This is a genomic window from Isosphaeraceae bacterium EP7 (assembly GCA_038400315.1).
In the GTDB taxonomy this organism is placed as follows: domain Bacteria; phylum Planctomycetota; class Planctomycetia; order Isosphaerales; family Isosphaeraceae; genus EP7.
In genome coordinates, this window is the sequence record CP151667.1 from 3,921,436 (window position 1) to 3,938,850 (window position 17,415).

12 protein-coding genes and 1 tRNA gene are annotated in these 17,415 nt (G+C 65.8%); 10 read left to right on the plus strand and 3 right to left on the minus strand.

Annotation, left to right across the window (positions count from 1 at the left end):
* Positions 1-19 precede the first annotated feature (19 nt).
* The gene (locus EP7_RS15205) at positions 20-2,974 is read right to left on the minus strand and encodes a hypothetical protein (protein ID WP_463522146.1); all 2,955 of its coding nucleotides are present in this window, start codon (positions 2,972-2,974) and stop codon (positions 20-22) included.
* Between the two features lie 259 nt (positions 2,975-3,233).
* Between EP7_RS15205 and EP7_RS15210 the strand changes: the two genes are divergently transcribed.
* From EP7_RS15210 to EP7_RS15220, 3 genes are all read left to right on the plus strand, one after another.
* Complete coding sequence (locus EP7_RS15210) at positions 3,234-6,002, plus strand: tetratricopeptide repeat protein (RefSeq protein WP_463522148.1); 2,769 nt, start codon at positions 3,234-3,236, stop codon at positions 6,000-6,002.
* Between the two features lie 176 nt (positions 6,003-6,178).
* Complete coding sequence (cysK, locus tag EP7_RS15215; protein ID WP_463522150.1) at positions 6,179-7,144, plus strand: cysteine synthase A; 966 nt, start codon at positions 6,179-6,181, stop codon at positions 7,142-7,144.
* An 82-nt stretch (positions 7,145-7,226) separates the two neighbouring features.
* Positions 7,227-7,661, plus strand: a complete 435-nt coding sequence (locus EP7_RS15220; protein ID WP_463522152.1) for a M67 family metallopeptidase — start codon at positions 7,227-7,229, stop codon at positions 7,659-7,661.
* 78 nt (positions 7,662-7,739) lie between these two features.
* Here the strand turns inward: EP7_RS15220 and EP7_RS15225 are convergent, their stop codons facing one another.
* A complete protein-coding gene (locus tag EP7_RS15225; RefSeq protein WP_463522154.1) occupies positions 7,740-8,105 on the minus strand; it encodes a hypothetical protein in 366 nt (121 codons plus the stop codon).
* A gap of 51 nt (positions 8,106-8,156) precedes the next feature.
* The gene (locus EP7_RS15230; RefSeq protein ID WP_463522156.1) at positions 8,157-9,104 is read right to left on the minus strand and encodes a peroxiredoxin family protein; all 948 of its coding nucleotides are present in this window, start codon (positions 9,102-9,104) and stop codon (positions 8,157-8,159) included.
* A 690-nt stretch (positions 9,105-9,794) separates the two neighbouring features.
* Here EP7_RS15230 and ndk point away from each other — a divergent pair.
* The 7 genes from ndk (at position 9,795) to tig (ending at position 17,383) form a co-directional block, all read left to right on the plus strand.
* The gene (gene ndk / locus EP7_RS15235; RefSeq protein WP_463522158.1) at positions 9,795-10,250 is read left to right on the plus strand and encodes a nucleoside-diphosphate kinase; all 456 of its coding nucleotides are present in this window, start codon (positions 9,795-9,797) and stop codon (positions 10,248-10,250) included.
* A 4-nt stretch (positions 10,251-10,254) separates the two neighbouring features.
* Positions 10,255-10,572 carry a hypothetical protein gene (locus EP7_RS15240; protein WP_463522160.1) on the plus strand — a complete coding sequence of 106 codons (318 nt, stop codon included), beginning with the start codon at positions 10,255-10,257 and terminating at the stop codon, positions 10,570-10,572.
* A 569-nt stretch (positions 10,573-11,141) separates the two neighbouring features.
* Positions 11,142-11,600 (plus strand): peptidase associated/transthyretin-like domain-containing protein, encoded by a 459-nt coding sequence (locus tag EP7_RS15245; protein WP_463522162.1) that lies wholly within the window; start codon positions 11,142-11,144, stop codon positions 11,598-11,600.
* Positions 11,601-11,668: 68 nt separating this feature from the next.
* Positions 11,669-12,781, plus strand: coding sequence for a DUF1559 family PulG-like putative transporter (locus tag EP7_RS15250; RefSeq protein ID WP_463522164.1), 1,113 nt, complete (start codon positions 11,669-11,671; stop codon positions 12,779-12,781).
* A 737-nt stretch (positions 12,782-13,518) separates the two neighbouring features.
* Positions 13,519-15,549, plus strand: a complete 2,031-nt coding sequence (ligA, locus tag EP7_RS15255; RefSeq protein ID WP_463522166.1) for an NAD-dependent DNA ligase LigA — start codon at positions 13,519-13,521, stop codon at positions 15,547-15,549.
* A 130-nt stretch (positions 15,550-15,679) separates the two neighbouring features.
* A tRNA-Gly gene (locus EP7_RS15260) sits at positions 15,680-15,754 on the plus strand.
* A 105-nt stretch (positions 15,755-15,859) separates the two neighbouring features.
* A complete protein-coding gene (gene tig, locus EP7_RS15265; RefSeq protein WP_463522168.1) occupies positions 15,860-17,383 on the plus strand; it encodes a trigger factor in 1,524 nt (507 codons plus the stop codon).
* Positions 17,384-17,415 lie beyond the last annotated feature (32 nt).

Sequence of the window (17,415 nt, forward strand, 5' to 3'; positions counted from 1 at the left end):
GGCCGAGCCGGGCCTTCGTTCATCGGGGCTGGATGCCGGGGGCGCGGGCAATGGGCGTGGCCTGGCCGGCACCCGGGCCTTCGAATCGGCGGATGGTCAGGTCGTCGAAGAAGACCTCGCCGAAACCGATCAGGCCGAGGGTGACGTACAACGGGCCGTCGGCGGGGGCCCGGCGATAGATGGGGACCTCACGCCACTCGGTCACGGCGTCGGTCGTGCGGAACTGCAAGGTCTCGCCGCCGAGGGAGTCGCGGATGAACAGGCCGCCGGCGCCCGGGGTGACCATCCGGGGCATCTTCACCCAGACCGAGATCCGCGCCAGCTCGCCGGCCTTCATCTCGATGGACGGGGAGCGAACGGCCGCGGCGGGGAATTCCATCGTCGGGGAGAGCATGTCGCCCGAGATTCCGGTCGCGGGCATCACTCGCAACGCGAGTGCGTTGCCTTCGCGGCCCGTGCCGGCGGGGATGAGTCTCACGCTCGGCTCGACGTCCTCGTAATTCTTGCCCGCCTGGAGCCAGCTTGCCTTGAAGGCGGCGGCGTCCTCGAACGTGCCGTCCTGCAACTGGTCCGGGCCGTAATTGGGCTCGTCCATCTTGTCGAGCCAGAGCCAATTCTGGGACAGCAGGTTGAACGAGAGCAGGGGGGCGCTGGCGACGGGGCTCAGCAGCGGTCCCGGAGGCCTGCGCGGCTTGGGCGGTGGGTTTCGCGTCTTCTTGCGCTGGGTGTCCGACGGATCGGGGGGCGGCGAGAGGGCCTTGTTCATGGCGGTGAAGGCCGAATCGAACTGGAGCCGCATCAGGTGCCTGAGGTAGCGGCCGACGCGGCGGGCTTCGCCCCAGGCCAGGGCGTAGTCCTCGCGTTCCATCGCCTCCCGAGCCGCGCGGATGTGTTCGTCGGCGTCGCTGATGAGCTGGTTGGCCCCCTCGATCGTGTGGCCGTCGTCGGCCAGTCGACCCTGGACCTCGACCACCCACTCGCGATGGTCTTGCGCCTGCGCGATGGCCATCTGCACGGCCATCGGCCGGACCTGCTCGATCGCGGCGGCCAGGCGGCCGGGCATCGACTGGTCGGTGGTGACGAGGATGGTGGCGGTGCCCGAGAACTCGGGCAGGGTGATCCTGATTCCGCCGGGGACCTGCTCGCGATCGAGCACCTTGACCTCGCCCGGGCTGATCTCAAAAGCCTGTGAGCTGATCGGGGCGACGACGGTGATGGTCATGTCATTGATGGCCATCTGCGACGGCTGGAACTGGCTCCCCGCGGCGAAGTCGGCCACCAGCAGCAGGCTCCCCTTTCGGTCCTTGGTCCGCAGCCGGGCAGCCTTGGTCGTGGGCAGCGGCTTGGCCTCGTCCTGCTTGCGCACGCTGTTGGTCGTGGTGATCACGCCGACGGGGGGGAGCAGGCTCGGCTCGGGGGGATAGGCGTCGAGGATGTCGATCGGGCCCGCGCGGTCGGCCAGGATCGACTCGAACAGGTCGAGTTCCTCGTTGAGCAACGCCAGCTCGTAGAGCATCATCCGGCCCTGCTCGCGGGTCAGGTCGGCGTCTCCGCGGAAGACCAGGCCGCGGTAGCCCGACATCAACGCGGCGAACGCGGCCAGCCGGACCTGATCGTGCTGCACCCGGGGCTCGCCCCAGCCGGGCGGCACGTCGCCCCCCCAGACGGCCGAGCGGACGTCCTTTGAGCCGCTCAGCGGGATGTCGGCGTAGAAGAGGGCCTCGGCATTGTTCAGGGCGGTCAGGGCGCGTCGGCTTGCCATCGCACGCTGGGCCCAGAAGATCTCCAGCGAGCTGCCCCAGTCGGGGTATCGGTCGCCCAGCAGGTCGAGGCCCTTGGGCGGCATCGTGTAGGAGGCGTATTCGTCGGCGACGTGACCGGTGGCGAGCGTCACGGGCAGGTCGGTGTTGCGCAGGCCGGTGACCGCGTCGCGAATCCGGTCGAGCTCGGCGCGCCGCGTCTCGGGGTCTCGGGCCGCGCCGAGCTCGTCGCCCAGGTGCCAGGCGAGAACCTCTCCGGGCGCCGAGAATCCTTTCGCCGCGGCGACAAGCTCGTCGGCCGTCGGCTGGGCGTCGCCGGAGCCGACGGAGAGCTTGGGGATGATCTTCAGGCCCTTGGCGACGGCCTTGTCGATGAGTTCCTTGGGGGCGTCGACGGGCACGCGGATCGCGTCGAACCCGGCCCGACGCAGGGCTTCGATGTCGGCGCCTGGGGCGTCGATCGCGGTGAAGAAGTACGGCTGCCCGTCTCGGGACAGCCGATTGCGCACCATCGAGACGCCGGCCGGAACATCCTCGTCGGCGACGTCGCCCGCGGCGGCGGCCTCGGGAGTCCGCGCCGGCCTGGTCGGGGCGGGAGTCGCCCCCTCGGGCACGGGGCTGACGCTCAGCTCGTCCAGGAAGACGTCGGTCTGACCCTGGCCCGAGTAGACGTTGAGGATCAGGGCCTCCAGGTAGGCCCCTTCCAGCGGGACCGTGCGGTGGGTCGCCGTGCGCCTGATCTGGACCTGACGCCTGACCTCGTCGGGGAAGTTCTCGATGACCAGGCGCTGCCAGCGGTCGGTGTTCTCGTAGATCGTGCCCGGGACCATGATGAAGTAGGGGCGGCCCTCCTCGTCCAGGTCCTTGGGCAGGATAACCTTCGCCAGCAGCCGCGTGCCCGGCTTGCTGGCTCGCACGTAGAGCTGGACGCCCAACTTCGGCCCGATGAGGGCGTGCGGCAGCGGGTAGCTGAAGTAGAAGTTGCTGCCCAGGCCCGCGTTGAACGTGATGCGCTCGGACGACTTGCCGTCGTGCGCCGCGCGGCCGGTGCGCTCGTGGGCCTGCAGGGCGATGCTGGCGTCGGAGGTCTCCTGCGTCCAGGCGATCTCGTCGCCCTCGAACCCGTCGCGCAGGGTGACCCCCGGTGGGGCATCGGCGTCGATCTCATCGGCGTCGTCGGCGGTGGCGAAGGCCACGCCCAGGATGCACGCCATGATCGATAATGCGAGGGCTGCAGATCGGAACGGATGTGGCGCCACCATAGGTCATCGACCTCCTTGTCGACTCGCCTCCTCCGGGCCCTGACGCGATTCCGAGATCGCCCCCGCCGAGGCGACGGCACTCTACCCACGCCCCAGACATGCGCGAAGGTCAACCCCGGCTCGACCTCGCCGCCCCGCGGGCGTTAGACTTGCCCACCCGGCCGCTTCGACGCGGCGTTTTCATGAGCCAGACCAAACGGAACCAGCGAGCATGTCGACCGAGGCCGCGCCAGCGAAGAAGAGCCGGGGCGTGGCCGGCCAGGTCCCCGCGGGCTTGCACCAGGCCCAAGCGGTCGACTGGGTGAGCGACGCCGGCCTGATGGGCCTCTTCCTCATCTTGACCTGCCTGCTCGGGGCCTTTCCGCTGAAGGACACCGACTTCTGGTGGCACCTGCGCACCGGCGACCTGATCCGCGGCGGGGCCCCCATTCCTCGCGTGGATGATTACACCTACACCGTCGCCGGCACCCCCTGGATCGACCTCCACTGGCTGTTCCAGCTCGGTCTGAGCTGGGGCTACAACTACGGCGGGGTGACGCTCCTGAACGTGATCAAGTGCGGGATCACCGCCCTGGCGGTCTTCCTGCTCGTGACGTCCAGGCGACGAGGCCTGCCCCTCTGGGTGACGCTGCTGGCCTGGCTGCCGGCGCTCTACGTGCTCAGCGGACGCATGTACATCCGGCCCGAGACGCTCTCGCTCCTGTTCCTGTCGGTCTACGTGGCCGTGCTGATGCGCTGGGATCGAAGGCCGAAGCTGGCGTTCGCCCTCATCCCGACCCAGATCCTCTGGGTGAATAGCCAGGGCCTGTTCATCCTGGGGCCCGTCCTGCTCGTCTTCGCCCTGGTCGACGCCCTGCTCAGGCCCGGCTCGCTGGACGAGGCGAAGCTCCCCTGGTGGAAGACGATCGCCTCGGTCACCGTCGGCGTAGGCCTGGCCTGCCTGGTCAACCCTTATGGCCTGGCCGGGGCCCTTTACCCGCTGACGCTTTTCTTCGGGACAATGAGCAACCCCATCTTCTCGAGGACCATCGGCGAGCTGGAATCGATTCCGTCGTTCATCGCCAAAAATGGGCTCACCAATAGTCCGCCGCTGATCGTCCACCTGGCGACGATCGTGGTGGGCGCGCTCAGCTTCCTGGTCCCGATTTTCTGGCTCGCCTGGACACGCGTCCGCGACCGCTCGCTGAACAAGGCGATGGCCAAGGTCAATGACCTGGGGCCGACCGCCAAGAAGCCGAAGAAGGCCCCGCGCAAGGGGGCCGAGGCCGTTGCGTCGTGGCGGCTCAGCCCGTTCCGGTTCCTGCTCTACGTCGCGTTCAGTGCCCTCAGCCTCCAGGCATCGCGCAATACCCACCAGTTCGCCGCGATGGTCGGCAGCCTCACCGCCTGGAACTTCGCCGAGTGGGCCTCGGCCGTCACGGCGAGGCGTGCACGGCTGGGCCTCGGAACTTCTGCGACCGTCCCGCGCATCTTCGTCGCGGGCCTGCTCGCCCTGGCCATCGGCCTGGTGGGTTCGGGCGTGCTGCATCGGTGGTCGGGCGAGGGCCGCACGGTGGCCCTGGGCGAGGAGCCCCTCTGGTTCCCGCACGAGGCGGTCAAGTTCGCCGGCGGCGACGGCATGCCCGGCAAGTTCCTGGCCTATCACATCGGCCATCCGTCGCTTTATGAGTACTACTTCGCACCGGAGAAGAAGGTCTTCGCCGACGCAAGGCTCGAGGTGATGGGGGCCGAGCACTACGGCAAATACGTCGAGTTGCAGTCGCTGATCACGGGCAACAAGCCGGCCTGGCAGGGAGAAATGGCCGCCGCCGGATTGCCCGTCGTGCTCGTCGACCACGAGAACAACTCGCAGGTTGGCGCCACGCTCAATGGCCAGGGGGGGTACCGCTGCGTCTGGTTCGACCCGATCGCCGCGGTCTATGTCCACTCCTCGGTCTCCGGCAAGCCCGCCGTCGACTTCGCCGCTCGCCACTTCCGGCCCAGTCCCGAGACGACCCCCAACGGGGTCGAAGCCCTCCGCGCGTCGGCCCGCGCCCTGCGATATCACGCCTCGGCGATGCTGGAGCAGGGGAGGGGCGGCCCGGCCAGGCCCCTGATCCTGCTGGGGCTAGACTACGCCCGACGCATCGTCGAGGCCGACCCGTCGAACGTCGAGGGCTGGAAGCAACTAGCCTTGCTCGAAGTCATCCGCAATCCCGTCCCCCCCTCATCCCGCATCTCTCGCTCCCGCTTCAGGTTCGATCCTCTGATTGACCTCGGTTCGGCGCGGGTCATCTACCTGCTCAACAAGACGCTGGAACGGACCGGTGACGAGTTCACCCCTCTGTTCACGCTCGCCGGCACCGCGCTGGGCCGCAATATGAACGAGACCGGCCTGGACGCCGCTGAGCGACTACTGAAGCTCACACCGATCAACCCCACCCAGCGCAACTCACAGCAGTCCCTCAAGCCCAGCCTGAGCCAGGTCCGCGCGTCGATGGGCCCCGAGCCGTCACTGACCTGGAGCAACCTCGGCCAGCTCGACGGGCTGGTCAGCGACCTGCTCGATCGGGGCCGGATCGCCGCCGCGGCCGATGTCCTTGAGCGTGCCGATCGACCCGAGGCCCGCCCCTGGGATCGGGCCGATCAGGCCGCCTCGCTTCGGCTTGCTCTCGGAGACCCGGCCGGCGCCCGCGCCCTCTGGCTCTCGGCCGTCGGCAACACGCGTCCGGCCCTGCTCCTCGCACGCGTGGGCGCCACCTATTATGTGGAAGGGAACCTCGAAGGGGCCAAGCTCGCCTTCGCCGAGGCGCTCACCAACGAGCCGAGGCTCTTCGACGCCGCCTACGGGCTGGCCCTCGTCGAGCAGGACAACGGCCACGCAGGCCCCGCCGTGGACGCGGCCAGGCTCGCTGTCGAGGTCGCGCCGGATGACACCGCACGCCGGGCCGCCTATCAGATTCAGGAGCTGGCCGGGCCCTTCGGCTCGCCCTTGAAATGATCGTTCGACGATCGGCTGCCCCCGGTCGCGGCTTGTGGCCCGTCTATCCCTGCGCTATGATACGTGCTTCACCTGGGAAGACGACTTTCCCGATCATCAATCTGATTTGAACTCAGTCATCCGGTCGGACGTATGGCTTTGCCCCGACGCGGCCGGACTTTTATGGGAGTGTTTGTATGGCCATCGGCGAATGGACTCGGGGGCGAATTTATGATGACATCACGCAAACCGTCGGGAATACCCCGCTGATCCGCCTGCGTCGGGTGACCGCCGGTTGTGTCGCCGATGTCGTCGCCAAGGTCGAGAGCTTCAACCCGCTCTGGTCGGTCAAGGACCGGATCGGCGTGGCGATGATCGACGCGGCCGAGGCCGAGGGCAAGATCAAGCCCGACACCATCATCGTCGAGCCGACCAGCGGCAACACCGGCATCGGCCTGGCCTTCACCTGCGCCGCCCGCGGCTACCGCCTGATGGTCACCATGCCCGAGAGCATGAGCCTGGAACGGCGCAGGCTGCTGAAGGCCTTCGGCGCCGAGATCGTGCTGACCCCCGCCGCCGAGGGGATGCCCGGCGCCGTCCGCCGCGCCGAGGAGATCGCCAAGACGACCCCCAACGTCTTCATCCCCCAGCAGTTCAAGAACCCGGCCAACCCCGAAATCCACCGCAAGACGACCGCCGAGGAGATCTGGCGAGACACCGAAGGCAAGGTCGACATCCTCGTCTGCGGAGTCGGCACCGGCGGCACCATCACTGGCTGCGGCGAGGTCTTGAAGGGGCGCAAGCCCGGTGTCCAGGTCATCGCCATCGAGCCCACCAACTCCCCGGTCATCACCCAGACCCGCAGCCACCAGCCGATCAAGCCCGGCCCGCATAAGCTGCAAGGCATCGGTGCCGGCTTCATCCCCGACAACCTGAACACCTCGATCATCGACGAGGTCATCCAGATCCGCGACGAGGATGCCTTCGAGACCTCCCGCCGCCTGGCGAAGGAAGAAGGGCTGCTCGTCGGCATCTCCTGCGGCGCCGCGACCTTCGGAGCCCTCTCCGTTGCCCGCCGCCCCGAGAACGCCGGCAAGCTCATCGTCGTCGTCCTGCCCGACCTCGGCGAGCGCTACCTCTCGACCCCGCTCTACCCCGAATAACCCCGGCCGAGATGCCAACACTCACTCCCGGAAGCCGAGCCCCGTGCTCGGCTTCCGTCGATTTCGCCTCGGACCATCCCGCATGAGCCACGACCCGCCCGCCGCGACCACCCCGGCCCCGCTCCTCATCCCCGAGAATCACCTCCGGGCGATGATCGACCACTGCAAGGCGGTCGCTCCGCACGAGGCCTGCGGCCTCCTCTCCGGCGTCGCCCCCCTGATCTCGGCCTTCCACCCCCTGAACAACATCAAGGCCAGCGAGACCCGCTACCTCGCCGACCCCGCCGACCTCATCCGCGCCGTCGAAGCGATCCGCCTGGCGAAAACCGAAATCCTCGCCATCTACCACTCGCATCCCCGATCACCCGCCATCCCCAGCAAGGTCGATCTGGCCGAGAACTATTACGACGACGTCCCTCGGATCATCGTCTCCCTGATGGGCGACACCCTCGACGTCCGCACCTGGCGTCTCTGGCCCGACCGCTACGCCGAACTCCCCTGGGCCGTCGCCCCCTGAGAATGTCTGACACTCACCGTCGGAATAGACCGCCGATTCGATCCGCCATGGCCGAGAATCGATTGGTGAGCGCGATTGTCATCCGGTGTCGGCGACAGTTTGCGGCTGCTTCTCAGACCAGGGTCGCCCGCTCCAGTATCGCAGCTCGATCGTCTCACCCTCGATTGGGTAATTGGCATCGCTGGCGGGCTCCTCCGTAACCCAAGCGTCTCCGATCTCACCGGGGATGGTCAGGATTGCGATGACCGACCTATCGTTGATGAGGTTGTCGACGAATCGACGGACGGCCACGGTCTGTGCCAGCCCTGAGATCGAAGCCAAAATGTCGGCGTGAGTGTGCCAGGAATAGCCGTCGAAGCCCAACGTCAGGTCGCCATCGCGATCGGCGAAAATCAGGAACCGCAAGCGGCCGTCCGGACTGACATGATCTTCGAGGTTTTGCATAAGGTTCTTCCTGTCAGTGTGCTCCCGAGCCAATTCGCTGGGGCTCCGAGTCTATGGGGTCCGTCCCTGTTCCATCGCTTTCAGAAGTGTCTCGACCGCCTCGTCGAGGTTCTCATCGGAAACCTTCTTGAAGCGAATCACTCCCTCGGCGTCGAGAACATAGATGGTCGGGAAGTCAACGACGCCCCACCTCGTGGAGATCGGGCCTTCCGACCCACCGTCTGCCCAGCAGCGCCAGGTGATCTCGCCGGACTCAATCGACTTCCGCAGCGTCTCCTTGCCCTCGTCGGTGTTGACGCTCAGCAGCACGAACGGCTTTGCTTTCAGTTGCTCGATCAATTTCCTCTCATGGGGGTACATCGCCCGACAGGGGCCGCACCAGTTGCCCGAGAAGGTCAGGACCACGACCTTGCCCCTATGTTCGCCCAGCGTGAACCGCTTCCCATCAACATCCTCGCCGTCGATCTCGGGTGCAACGTCCCCGATCTTCAGTTGCCGCAGCTCGGACAATTCGCCCTCGGCTAGCTCGGCAAGCGACCTCTCACCGTATCTGACGGTGCCATACTCCGAGATGGCAAGTTCGAGCAGCGTGATCGCTTCCGCCTCGAGCGTCTCCGAGTTCTTACGCCGCACGGCCGCGATCCTGTCCTTACCTCGGGACCGCTCGAAGCCTGGGAGCCAGTCGGGGTTCTCCCGCAGCCTTCGCACCATATGGGCCTGGTACTTCAAGGACTGAGCCAGGGCATGGCAGGCGAGTCCCTTCGCTGTCCGGCTTGGATTCCGGTCCATGACGGTGCGAATGAGGCCCTCGGCGGCTGGGAGGTGGAATAAGGGGAAGAGCTTCTGGCAGACATCTCCCATCCTCTCGTCCGCGACGTAGTCGCGTGCCATCATTCGAATCGCTCGCTCCGACCGATCCGATGGACCCGCCCCGGCCGTCTTGATGACCAGGATCAGGGCATCGAGCGCCGTGGGATCGTCGGGATGATCCCGGGCCAACTCCAGTGCTCGATCCGCATTCACAACCACCCGTGCATTGAACTCATTATCAACTCTTCGCCTCTCGACTTCCGTCTTGGCCTCGGGCCACTCCCTCTGAAATTGTTCCGACACCCCTTTCTGTAAGTCCCGGATCGATTCCAACTGTTCCTTGGGAGATTGCGGCCCTGGTAGCTCCGAGGCCGCAAAGACCAGCAACCCCAGCACCAGAGGAATCATCGGGTGAACTCCGTGGACTTGAGAGACAGCCAACGACAAAAGTCAGACGTCAATGACGTATGTAACAGGAGAGACAGTTAGGCGGCAAGGGCACACCGGCGGCGATTGGCGCCAGCACGAATCGCTCGATCGCGGGGTGGCATGGGTGATTGATCCGATCAGTTCACCCTCAACTCGATTGGCTGCGGGCCGAGGATGAGCAAGAGCGACGAGGCACGAATCACGGGATCCGACGAGGTAAATGCCGGATCTCAGTGAGTTCGCCTCCCGGCTTCCGGCGGATCTTCGAGGGATGATCCACCGGCGCGACTCCCAGATTCGCCGCCGTGCTGACAAGCCGTTCCAGGTACGCTGATCCGCCTTCTGGCGACCACGCCCCGATCATGAGCCGGTTGAATCGGCGACCCCGGGCGACTAGACTCTGAACCCCGACCGCTTTTCGAATCTCTTCAGCGAGGCCGACGCCCAGCTATGCAGCGCACCCTGATCATCCTCAAGCCCGACAGTGTCCAGCGCCGGCTCGTCGGCCCGATTCTCTCCCGGTTCGAAGCCAAGGGGCTCCGCATCGCCGCCCTGAAGCTCATCCAGGTTGACCGCCCCCTGGGCGAGAAGCACTATGCCGAGCACGCCGGCAAGCCCTTCTTCGATGGGCTGATCGACTTCATCACCGACGGGCCCGTCGTCGTCGGCGTCCTGGTCGGCAACGAGGCCATCGCCGTCGTCCGCGCGATGCTGGGCGCCACCAATGGCACCGCCGCCGCCCCGGGCACCATCCGCGGCGACTTTTCCATCAGCAAGCAGAACAACCTCGTCCACGGCAGCGACAGCGTCGAGAGCTCCGTGCGCGAGATCGCCCTCTGGTTCAAGGCCGAGGAACTCGTCGATTACGAGATCGCCGGCAGCCAGTGGGTCTTCGACGGGGCCTGACCCGATGCCCCCGAATCCGCGCAAGATCATCTTCCCGAACCCCTTCTACGTGGTGCTGCTGATCGCCAGCACGCTCTTCACGCTGACGGTGTTCGCGTACCTGATCGGCCCGTCCGTCGCCCGCCAGGCCCTTGAAAAAGGGCCCGGCGGAGGTGGCCCCGGTCCCACCTCCAAGGCCGTCACCGCCTGGCTCGACCGCAACGGCCCTTATCTTCTGGCCGCCGAATTCGCCCTCATGCTCGTCTCGGCCCTCCTCGCAATGGGCTTCGACCACCGCTTTCCAGAAAAGCCGGGCGGCAAGGCTGCCGATCAAGGCAGCTAGAGTGTTTCTCGCGCAGGTGGCGATCACGATTGGGGGCATCCCCCGGGCTGGTCGCGAGCAAGGAGGCGACCTCCTGCGAGATCGGGCAGCGGCGCCATCTCAAGCGAGTCTCACGTCACAGCCGCATGATCCTCGGCTGCCACTCCCCGGTTCGGGGCTCGACTCGACCCGGACGTCCCGGATTCGTATTCAGCACGCGGTGCGATAGGCCGGCCACGATGAGCCGAGAAGACGGGACACCAGGGAGAAGTCCCTCTCGTCATTCACCGGCCGCGTCAACCGGATTGCGCGGCTCGGCCCTCGTCCTCTCCCGGGCGAATGGAGACGCCGCCGGTACGCTCTTGTCATCCTTAAAATCTTGAAGAACAGTGGATTACGTTCTTGGTGATGGTCCGCATCGCTCTCTTGTCCGCTCATCAATCTTCGGCTCTGTGGATCGATCAGGTCGCCCCGATCTTTGCGGTGAATTCCTTTGGATTTCATCGGTTATTCATATTGCTGCGTTAGCATGCGAGGTACCAGGCAGGTAAGTCCTGCGGTTCCTCGTACCCCGTGGGAGGGCATCCCTAGTGAGTCGATCCTCATCGCGCGTCGCCGGCGCCCGGCTGGCGGCGTTGTCAACGGTCGTGGCGTCCCTCATGGCCTGCCAGTCCGGTTGTGGCGAGGGGGAAGGCCCGAAGCTTGACGTGCCGACCTATCCCGCCTCGGGGAAGGTCCTGCGGGCTAACGGCTCTCCATTGCCCGGTGGGATCGTCGTACTGGTGCCCCCAGACCCCAAAAGTCCGAAGGCCACGGGGCCGATCGCGAGTGACGGTACGTTCAACTTGAATACCGACGGCATCGCGCCAGGCGCTCCGGCAGGCGATTACAAAGTCCGGATTGAACTTGATCCGGAGGCAGACATGAGCGTCTTCGGGACGAAGCGTGGGCTGCCGTTCCCGGCCAAATACGCCAAGGAATCCACCTCCGGCCTCACCGCCACCATCCAGGCCGCTGGGGTGAACGAGTTCACATTCGCGCTCAAGTGATTCGTCCTACCCGGCATCCGCGTCAACCACGCCTCAATCCCCCCCGTCCGTTCGAGAGAACTCAATCCATGAGTCGTTCGATCTTCAAGGGCGCCCGGCGCCCCGGTTTCACGCTGATTGAATTGCTGGTGGTGATCTCGATCATCGCCGTTCTGATCGCGCTGCTGCTGCCGGCCGTCCAGTCGGCACGCGAGGCCGCACGGCGCATTCAGTGCACGAACAATATGAAGCAAATCGGCCTGGCGATGCACAATTACGAGAGCACCAACAGCACGCTTCCCCCCTCCGGCCAGGGGACGAACTTCGCCAACAGCCCCCCGACGACCATCTTCGACGAGCCGGGCCTCTTCGTCCGATTGCTCCCCTTCCTCGAGAACAGCGTCATCAGCAACGCTTACAATTTCAACCTGCCGTATACTCACACCTCGGGCTCGAACAAGACGGCCTGCGGCACGTCCATCGGCGCCTATCTATGCCCGTCGTCGGTTCGCGAGCCCAACGGCGGCCTCGACGCCCTCGACCCGGCCGAGGCCTCGCTCACCGGGAACCTCCGGATCGGCTACGGCGTCCAGGACTACGGTGCGCCCTGCTACACCGATATCAGCGCCACTGGACTCACTGGTGGAGTTGGGTCGACCGCCATCACGCCGTACCGGAACAACCCCGACCGGGCCGACGGCCTCCTCAAGGTCAGCCAGACCAGGCTCTCCGAGTGCACGGACGGCCTTTCCAACACGCTCGCGGTGGCCGAGGATGCCGGCCGCGATGCCCGCTATATTGCAAACACCCAGTTCGCCAACGGCAACAGCTCCGCCGTCATTAAAATTGCGGATCGCGATCAGTATTTCGACGCCGGCCTTCCCCGCCGTTTCTGGCGCTGGGCCGAGGCCGACGGCGCCTTCGGTGTCTCTGGCTCGATCAACAACAACAAGTCGAAGATCAGCCTGGGCCGCTACTCGACGTCGTACCCGACCCCCGGCGTCGATCCCACCGACGGCATCAACAAGGTCAACAACAACGCGGCCAACAACGACGAGATCTTCAGCTTCCACCCCGGCGGGGCGAACGCCCTCTTCGGCGACGGGAGCGTGAAATACCTCAAGGAGACGACCAACGTCGTCATCCTGCGGGGCCTGGTCACGCCCAAGGGCGGCGAGGTCATCTCGGCCGACTCCTACTGAGCCGGGTGGTCAATTCGTCTCCTTGAGATCGGGCCAGGAATGATTGGTCACCGACCCGGACCGGGTCTGAGATCATCTTCGGACTCCCTCTCGTCGAGATCAATCGCAATGGGCGGGCGTCGGACACTTTGCTCCGATGCCCGCCTTGCTCATCTTCCGCCGCGCACTGATCCCACCCGCCGCACGTCGCAACACACCGGTCGCTTGCTCTGCCGACACCTCGGGCGGGTGAAATGGAACTCTCGCCTCGTGCGTCGCCTCCACACCTTCACAGCGGAACATGGACCAGAAAAAGGGGACCGTGCCCCGTCCTGAGATCGGGCAATATGGGCGTATGGAGGCTTGGTCCCCACCATCGGGCGTTGCCAATCGAGTGTTCGTCGAGATCTTGCAGTGTCGCCCTCAGAGTGGTATCAAGACGTCGAGGATTCCGGGAGCGTTCGTGTCTCGGGGCGTGAGACAATCCCACGCTGCCTGTCGCCGCTCATCTTCCGCAAGGCCTTTAAGAATAATGGGTTAGAAGTCACTCGCTCGACGCGCCGCGGGGCCGGCCCGCCAGGATGTGCGGGTGCCCGTCTCCCGTGAGTACCCCCGTTCAGCCGATTTGAGAATGGGATTGGCTCAGTCGCGAGTCTCGGGTACCTGGCACCGATCAGCCGAGGCTCTGGCGAGAACCGTCGGAACGGGGCCGCCGAGTCAACTCAGCCAGCGCTCCGACCCAGGAAGGGAAGCCCTCGATGGCTCCGAGCAAGGACGTTCGTCAGCAGATCGCCTCCCTCCGCGCCGAGGTCGAGCGCCACTCCCGCCTTTACTACAACGACGACAGCCCCGAGATCTCCGACAAAGAGTTCGACCTGCTCCTGAAGCAGCTCGAGCAGTTCGAACTCGCCCATCCCGAATTCGCCGACCCCGACAGCCCCACCAAACGAGTGGGGGGCGAGCCCCTGGCCGCATTCGTCACGGTCACCCACGCCGCGCCGATGCTCTCGATCGAGAATACGTACAACTTCGACGAGGTCCGCGAGTGGGAGGCACGCGTCCGCAAGGGGCTTAACCCCGGCGAGACCGTCGCTTACGACGCCGAGTTGAAGGTTGACGGAGTCGCCGTCAGCCTGCGGTATGAATCTGGCAAGCTCGTACTGGGCGCCACCCGCGGCGACGGCGAGCGCGGCGACGACGTGACGGCCAACTTGCGGACTGTCCGCGGCATCCCGCTCAATCTCGCCGGAGAAAATCCGCCCGCGATCCTCGAAGTGCGCGGCGAGGTCTTCATGACCAACGCCGAGCTCGTCCGCCTGAATGAGCTGCGCGCGGCCGCCGAAGACCCGCCGTTCGCCAATCCGAGGAATGCCACGGCGGGATCGCTCAAGCTGCTAGACCCCAAGCTCTGCGCGGTGCGCCGCCTCAGGTTCGTCGCCCACGGCCTGGGCGAGTTCCGCGGCCTGGAGGCGAAGAGCTACACCGAGATCCTGGGCCAGCTAAGCCAGCTCGGCATCCCCATCAGCCCGTATAACGCCTCGTTCGACTCGATCGAGGCCGTCATCGAGCACGCAACGCTCTGGCAGACGAAGCGCCATCAGCTCGACTTCCAGACCGATGGACTCGTCGTCAAGGTCGACGACATCGACCAACGGAAACGCCTCGGCTCGCGCAGCAAGAGCCCACGCTGGGTGATCGCCTACAAGTACGAGGCCGAGCAGGCCATCACCCGAGTCGTCGGCATCAGCATCCAGGTGGGCAAGACCGGCAAGCTGACCCCGGTCGCCGACCTGACCCCCGTCAAGCTCGCCGGCACCACCGTCAAGCGGGCCAGCCTCCACAACGCCGACGAGATCGCCCGCAAGGATGTCCGGGTCGGCGACACGGTCGTGATCGAGAAGGCCGGCGAGATCATCCCGCAGGTCGTCCGGGTCGAGGTTGAAGTCCGCGACGGCACCGAGGTTCCCTACCAGTTCCCCACCATCTGCCCCAGCTGCGGCGCACCCGTCGCACGCCCCGAGGGCGAAGTCGACTTCCGCTGCACCAACCCCGCGTCGCGCTGCCCCGACCAGCTCAAGGAGTCAATCCGCTGGTTCGCGCACCGCGACGCCATGGATGTCGAGAATTTGGGCGCCAAGATCATCGATAAGCTCGTCAACAAGGAACTCGTCCGGAGCCTGGCCGACCTCTACCGCCTGAACGAAGCCACGCTCGCCGACCTGGATCGGATGGCGGCGAAGTCTGCCAAGAACCTGGTTGACGCCCTGCAAGCGTCCAAGACGCGCAGCCTCGACCGATTCCTCACCGGCCTGACGATCCGCCACGTCGGCACCCGGACGACCGAGATCCTCGCCGAGCGGTTCGGAACCCTTGAAGCCCTGCGTGCCGCGACGCTGGCCGACCTTGAAGCGACCCCCGGCATCGGCCCCGTGGTTGCCCTGAGCATCTTCGAGTTCCTGCAAGACCCGGAGAACTACCGCCAGATCGACGACCTCCTCGCCGTCGGAGTCAGCCCGTCCCCGGTGAAGGCAAGGTCGCAGGACGAGGGGGCCTTGCCCCTGGCCGGCAAGACGTTCGTCATCACGGGCACCCTGCCCGAGCGATCGAGGGAAGAGGCCGAGGCGCTCATCAAGCAACACGGCGGCAAGGTCACTGGCTCGGTCTCCAAGTCGACGTCCTATCTCCTCGCGGGCGAGAAAGCCGGCAGCAAGCTCGAAAAAGCGAAGCAACTGGGCCTCGTCATCCTCGACGAGCCGGCCCTCGTCGCGATGGTCGGGGAGGGCCCCTGATCGCGACTTGGAGAGATTGAGGAACGACCTCTTGCAATCGCCGAAGTCGCCCCTATACTGTCCCTTGTCAGTCGCGTCCAACAGACACGCGACGCAGCGAACGGGCCGAGCGAAGGCCGTTTGCTCTTGGGCGGGAGTAGCTCAGGGGTAGAGCACCACGTTGCCAACGTGGTTGTCGTGGGTTCAAATCCCATCTCCCGCTCCATTTTCTTTCTCTTCCATCAAGGGCCGTCGGCGATCGCTCGAACGCTCGGGTGCGTGATGGCGGGATCGAGCCGTAGCGGCCCATCCGCCAGAGGGAACGCCCGCGATGAGCACCGGCGAGCACGAGCACGAGACTGCGGTCTCGGCCGAAGATCCTCGCATCGAGTCCGAGGAGCAGGGCAGCGGGGCCACTACGGCCACCGAAGAAGCCCCTGCCAAGCGTAAGCTCGATCTGGACGTTCAGATCAGCGACGCCGGGCCTTGCAAGAAGCACCTGAAGGTGGCCATCCCTCGGGCCGACGTCGACAAGGAGTTCGACGAGTCCTTCGGGACCATGAAGCGTCAGGCGCAGGTCCCCGGCTTCCGGCCCGGCCGTGCCCCGCGTCAGTTGGTCGAGAAGCGCTTCCGCAAGGAAGTCTCTGGCCAGGTCAAGTCGAACCTGCTCATGGCCTGCCTTGAGCAGCTCGACACCGACTATAAGCTGAAGCCGATCACGTCGCCTCAGCTTGACGTCGAGGCCATCGAGATCCCCGAGACGGGGCCGATGCTCTTCGAGCTGGATATCGAAGTCCAGCCCGAGTTCTCGCTGCCAGCCTACAAGGCCCTCTCGGTCAAGCGGCCCGTCCGCCAGGTCACCGAGGCCGACATCGACGGTCAGGTGCAGGCGTTCCTGGAACGCTATGCCCAGCTCGTCCCCAAGCTTGAGGGTGGCGCCGAGGTTGGCGACTATGTCACGGCCAATCTGAACTTCCACCTCGACGGCAAGACGCTCAACGAGGTCAAGGAAGTCCAGTTCCGCCTCTATCCCGAGCTGCGGTTCCAGGATGGCGTCGTCCCCGACGCCGCCGGTGCCCTGGCCGGAGTGAAGGCCGACGAGAGCCGCGAGACGACCGCCATCATCGGCTCGTCGTCCCCCAGCCCCGAGCTGCGTGGCAAGACCATCGCCGTGACCTTCCAGGTCCTCGACCTGAAGCGTCTGCGGCTCCCCGAGGTCGACGCCGCCTTCTTCGAAATGACGGGCTTCGACGACCTGGCCGACCTCCGCGAAGCCCTCAAGGGCATGCTCGGTCGCCGCTACGAATTCCAGGCCCGCCAGGATGTCCGCAAGCAGATCCTCGATGCCCTGGTCTCCGAGACCAACTTCGAGCTGCCCATCGACCTCGTCGGCCGCCAGGAACGCGGGACCGTCCGCCGGATGGTCGCCGAGCTGCGTGACAGCGGCCTCTCCGAGTCGCAGATCCGCGCCCGCGAGGCCGAGATCCGCGCCAACGCTCACGAGAGCACGCTGCGGAGCCTGAAGGAATTCTTCATCCTCTCGCAGATCGCCGAGGTCGAAGAGGTGAAGGTCGAGGAAGCCGATTTCGAGCAGGAAATCGAGGCGATGGCCGCCAGGACGGATGAGAGCCCCAGGCGCATCCGTGCCCGGATCGAGAAGGAAAACCTGGCCGACTCGCTGGCCACGCAGATCCTCGAACGCAAGACCATCGACCGCATCCTCGAGTTCACCAAGGTCGAAGACGTTCCCCTCGTCCTCGAGGAACGCGACGTCGAGACCCTCGACGAGGCGGCCGTGGCCGCCCCGCTGGAATCCCCCGAGACAACCCCCGAGCCGACCGAAGGCCAGGGTTGAGCCAGGGAAGGCAATCAGGGCCGTGACCTCAC

What these genes read in the sequence shown, in the direction of transcription:
- EP7_RS15210 (WP_463522148.1), top strand. Translation starts at nt 3,234, where the DNA reads ATGTCGACCGAGGCCGCGCCAGCGAAGAAGAGCCGGGGCGTGGCCGGC.
- EP7_RS15250 (WP_463522164.1), top strand. Translation starts at nt 11,669, where the DNA reads ATGAGTCGTTCGATCTTCAAGGGCGCCCGGCGCCCCGGTTTCACGCTG.
- EP7_RS15240 (WP_463522160.1), top strand. Translation starts at nt 10,255, where the DNA reads ATGCCCCCGAATCCGCGCAAGATCATCTTCCCGAACCCCTTCTACGTG.
- EP7_RS15220 (WP_463522152.1), top strand. Translation starts at nt 7,227, where the DNA reads ATGAGCCACGACCCGCCCGCCGCGACCACCCCGGCCCCGCTCCTCATC.
- ndk (WP_463522158.1), top strand. Translation starts at nt 9,795, where the DNA reads ATGCAGCGCACCCTGATCATCCTCAAGCCCGACAGTGTCCAGCGCCGG.
- cysK (WP_463522150.1), top strand. Translation starts at nt 6,179, where the DNA reads ATGGCCATCGGCGAATGGACTCGGGGGCGAATTTATGATGACATCACG.
- ligA (WP_463522166.1), top strand. Translation starts at nt 13,519, where the DNA reads ATGGCTCCGAGCAAGGACGTTCGTCAGCAGATCGCCTCCCTCCGCGCC.
- tig (WP_463522168.1), top strand. Translation starts at nt 15,860, where the DNA reads ATGAGCACCGGCGAGCACGAGCACGAGACTGCGGTCTCGGCCGAAGAT.
- EP7_RS15225 (WP_463522154.1), bottom strand. Translation starts at nt 8,105, where the DNA reads ATGCAAAACCTCGAAGATCATGTCAGTCCGGACGGCCGCTTGCGGTTC.
- EP7_RS15205 (WP_463522146.1), bottom strand. Translation starts at nt 2,974, where the DNA reads ATGGCGTGCATCCTGGGCGTGGCCTTCGCCACCGCCGACGACGCCGAT.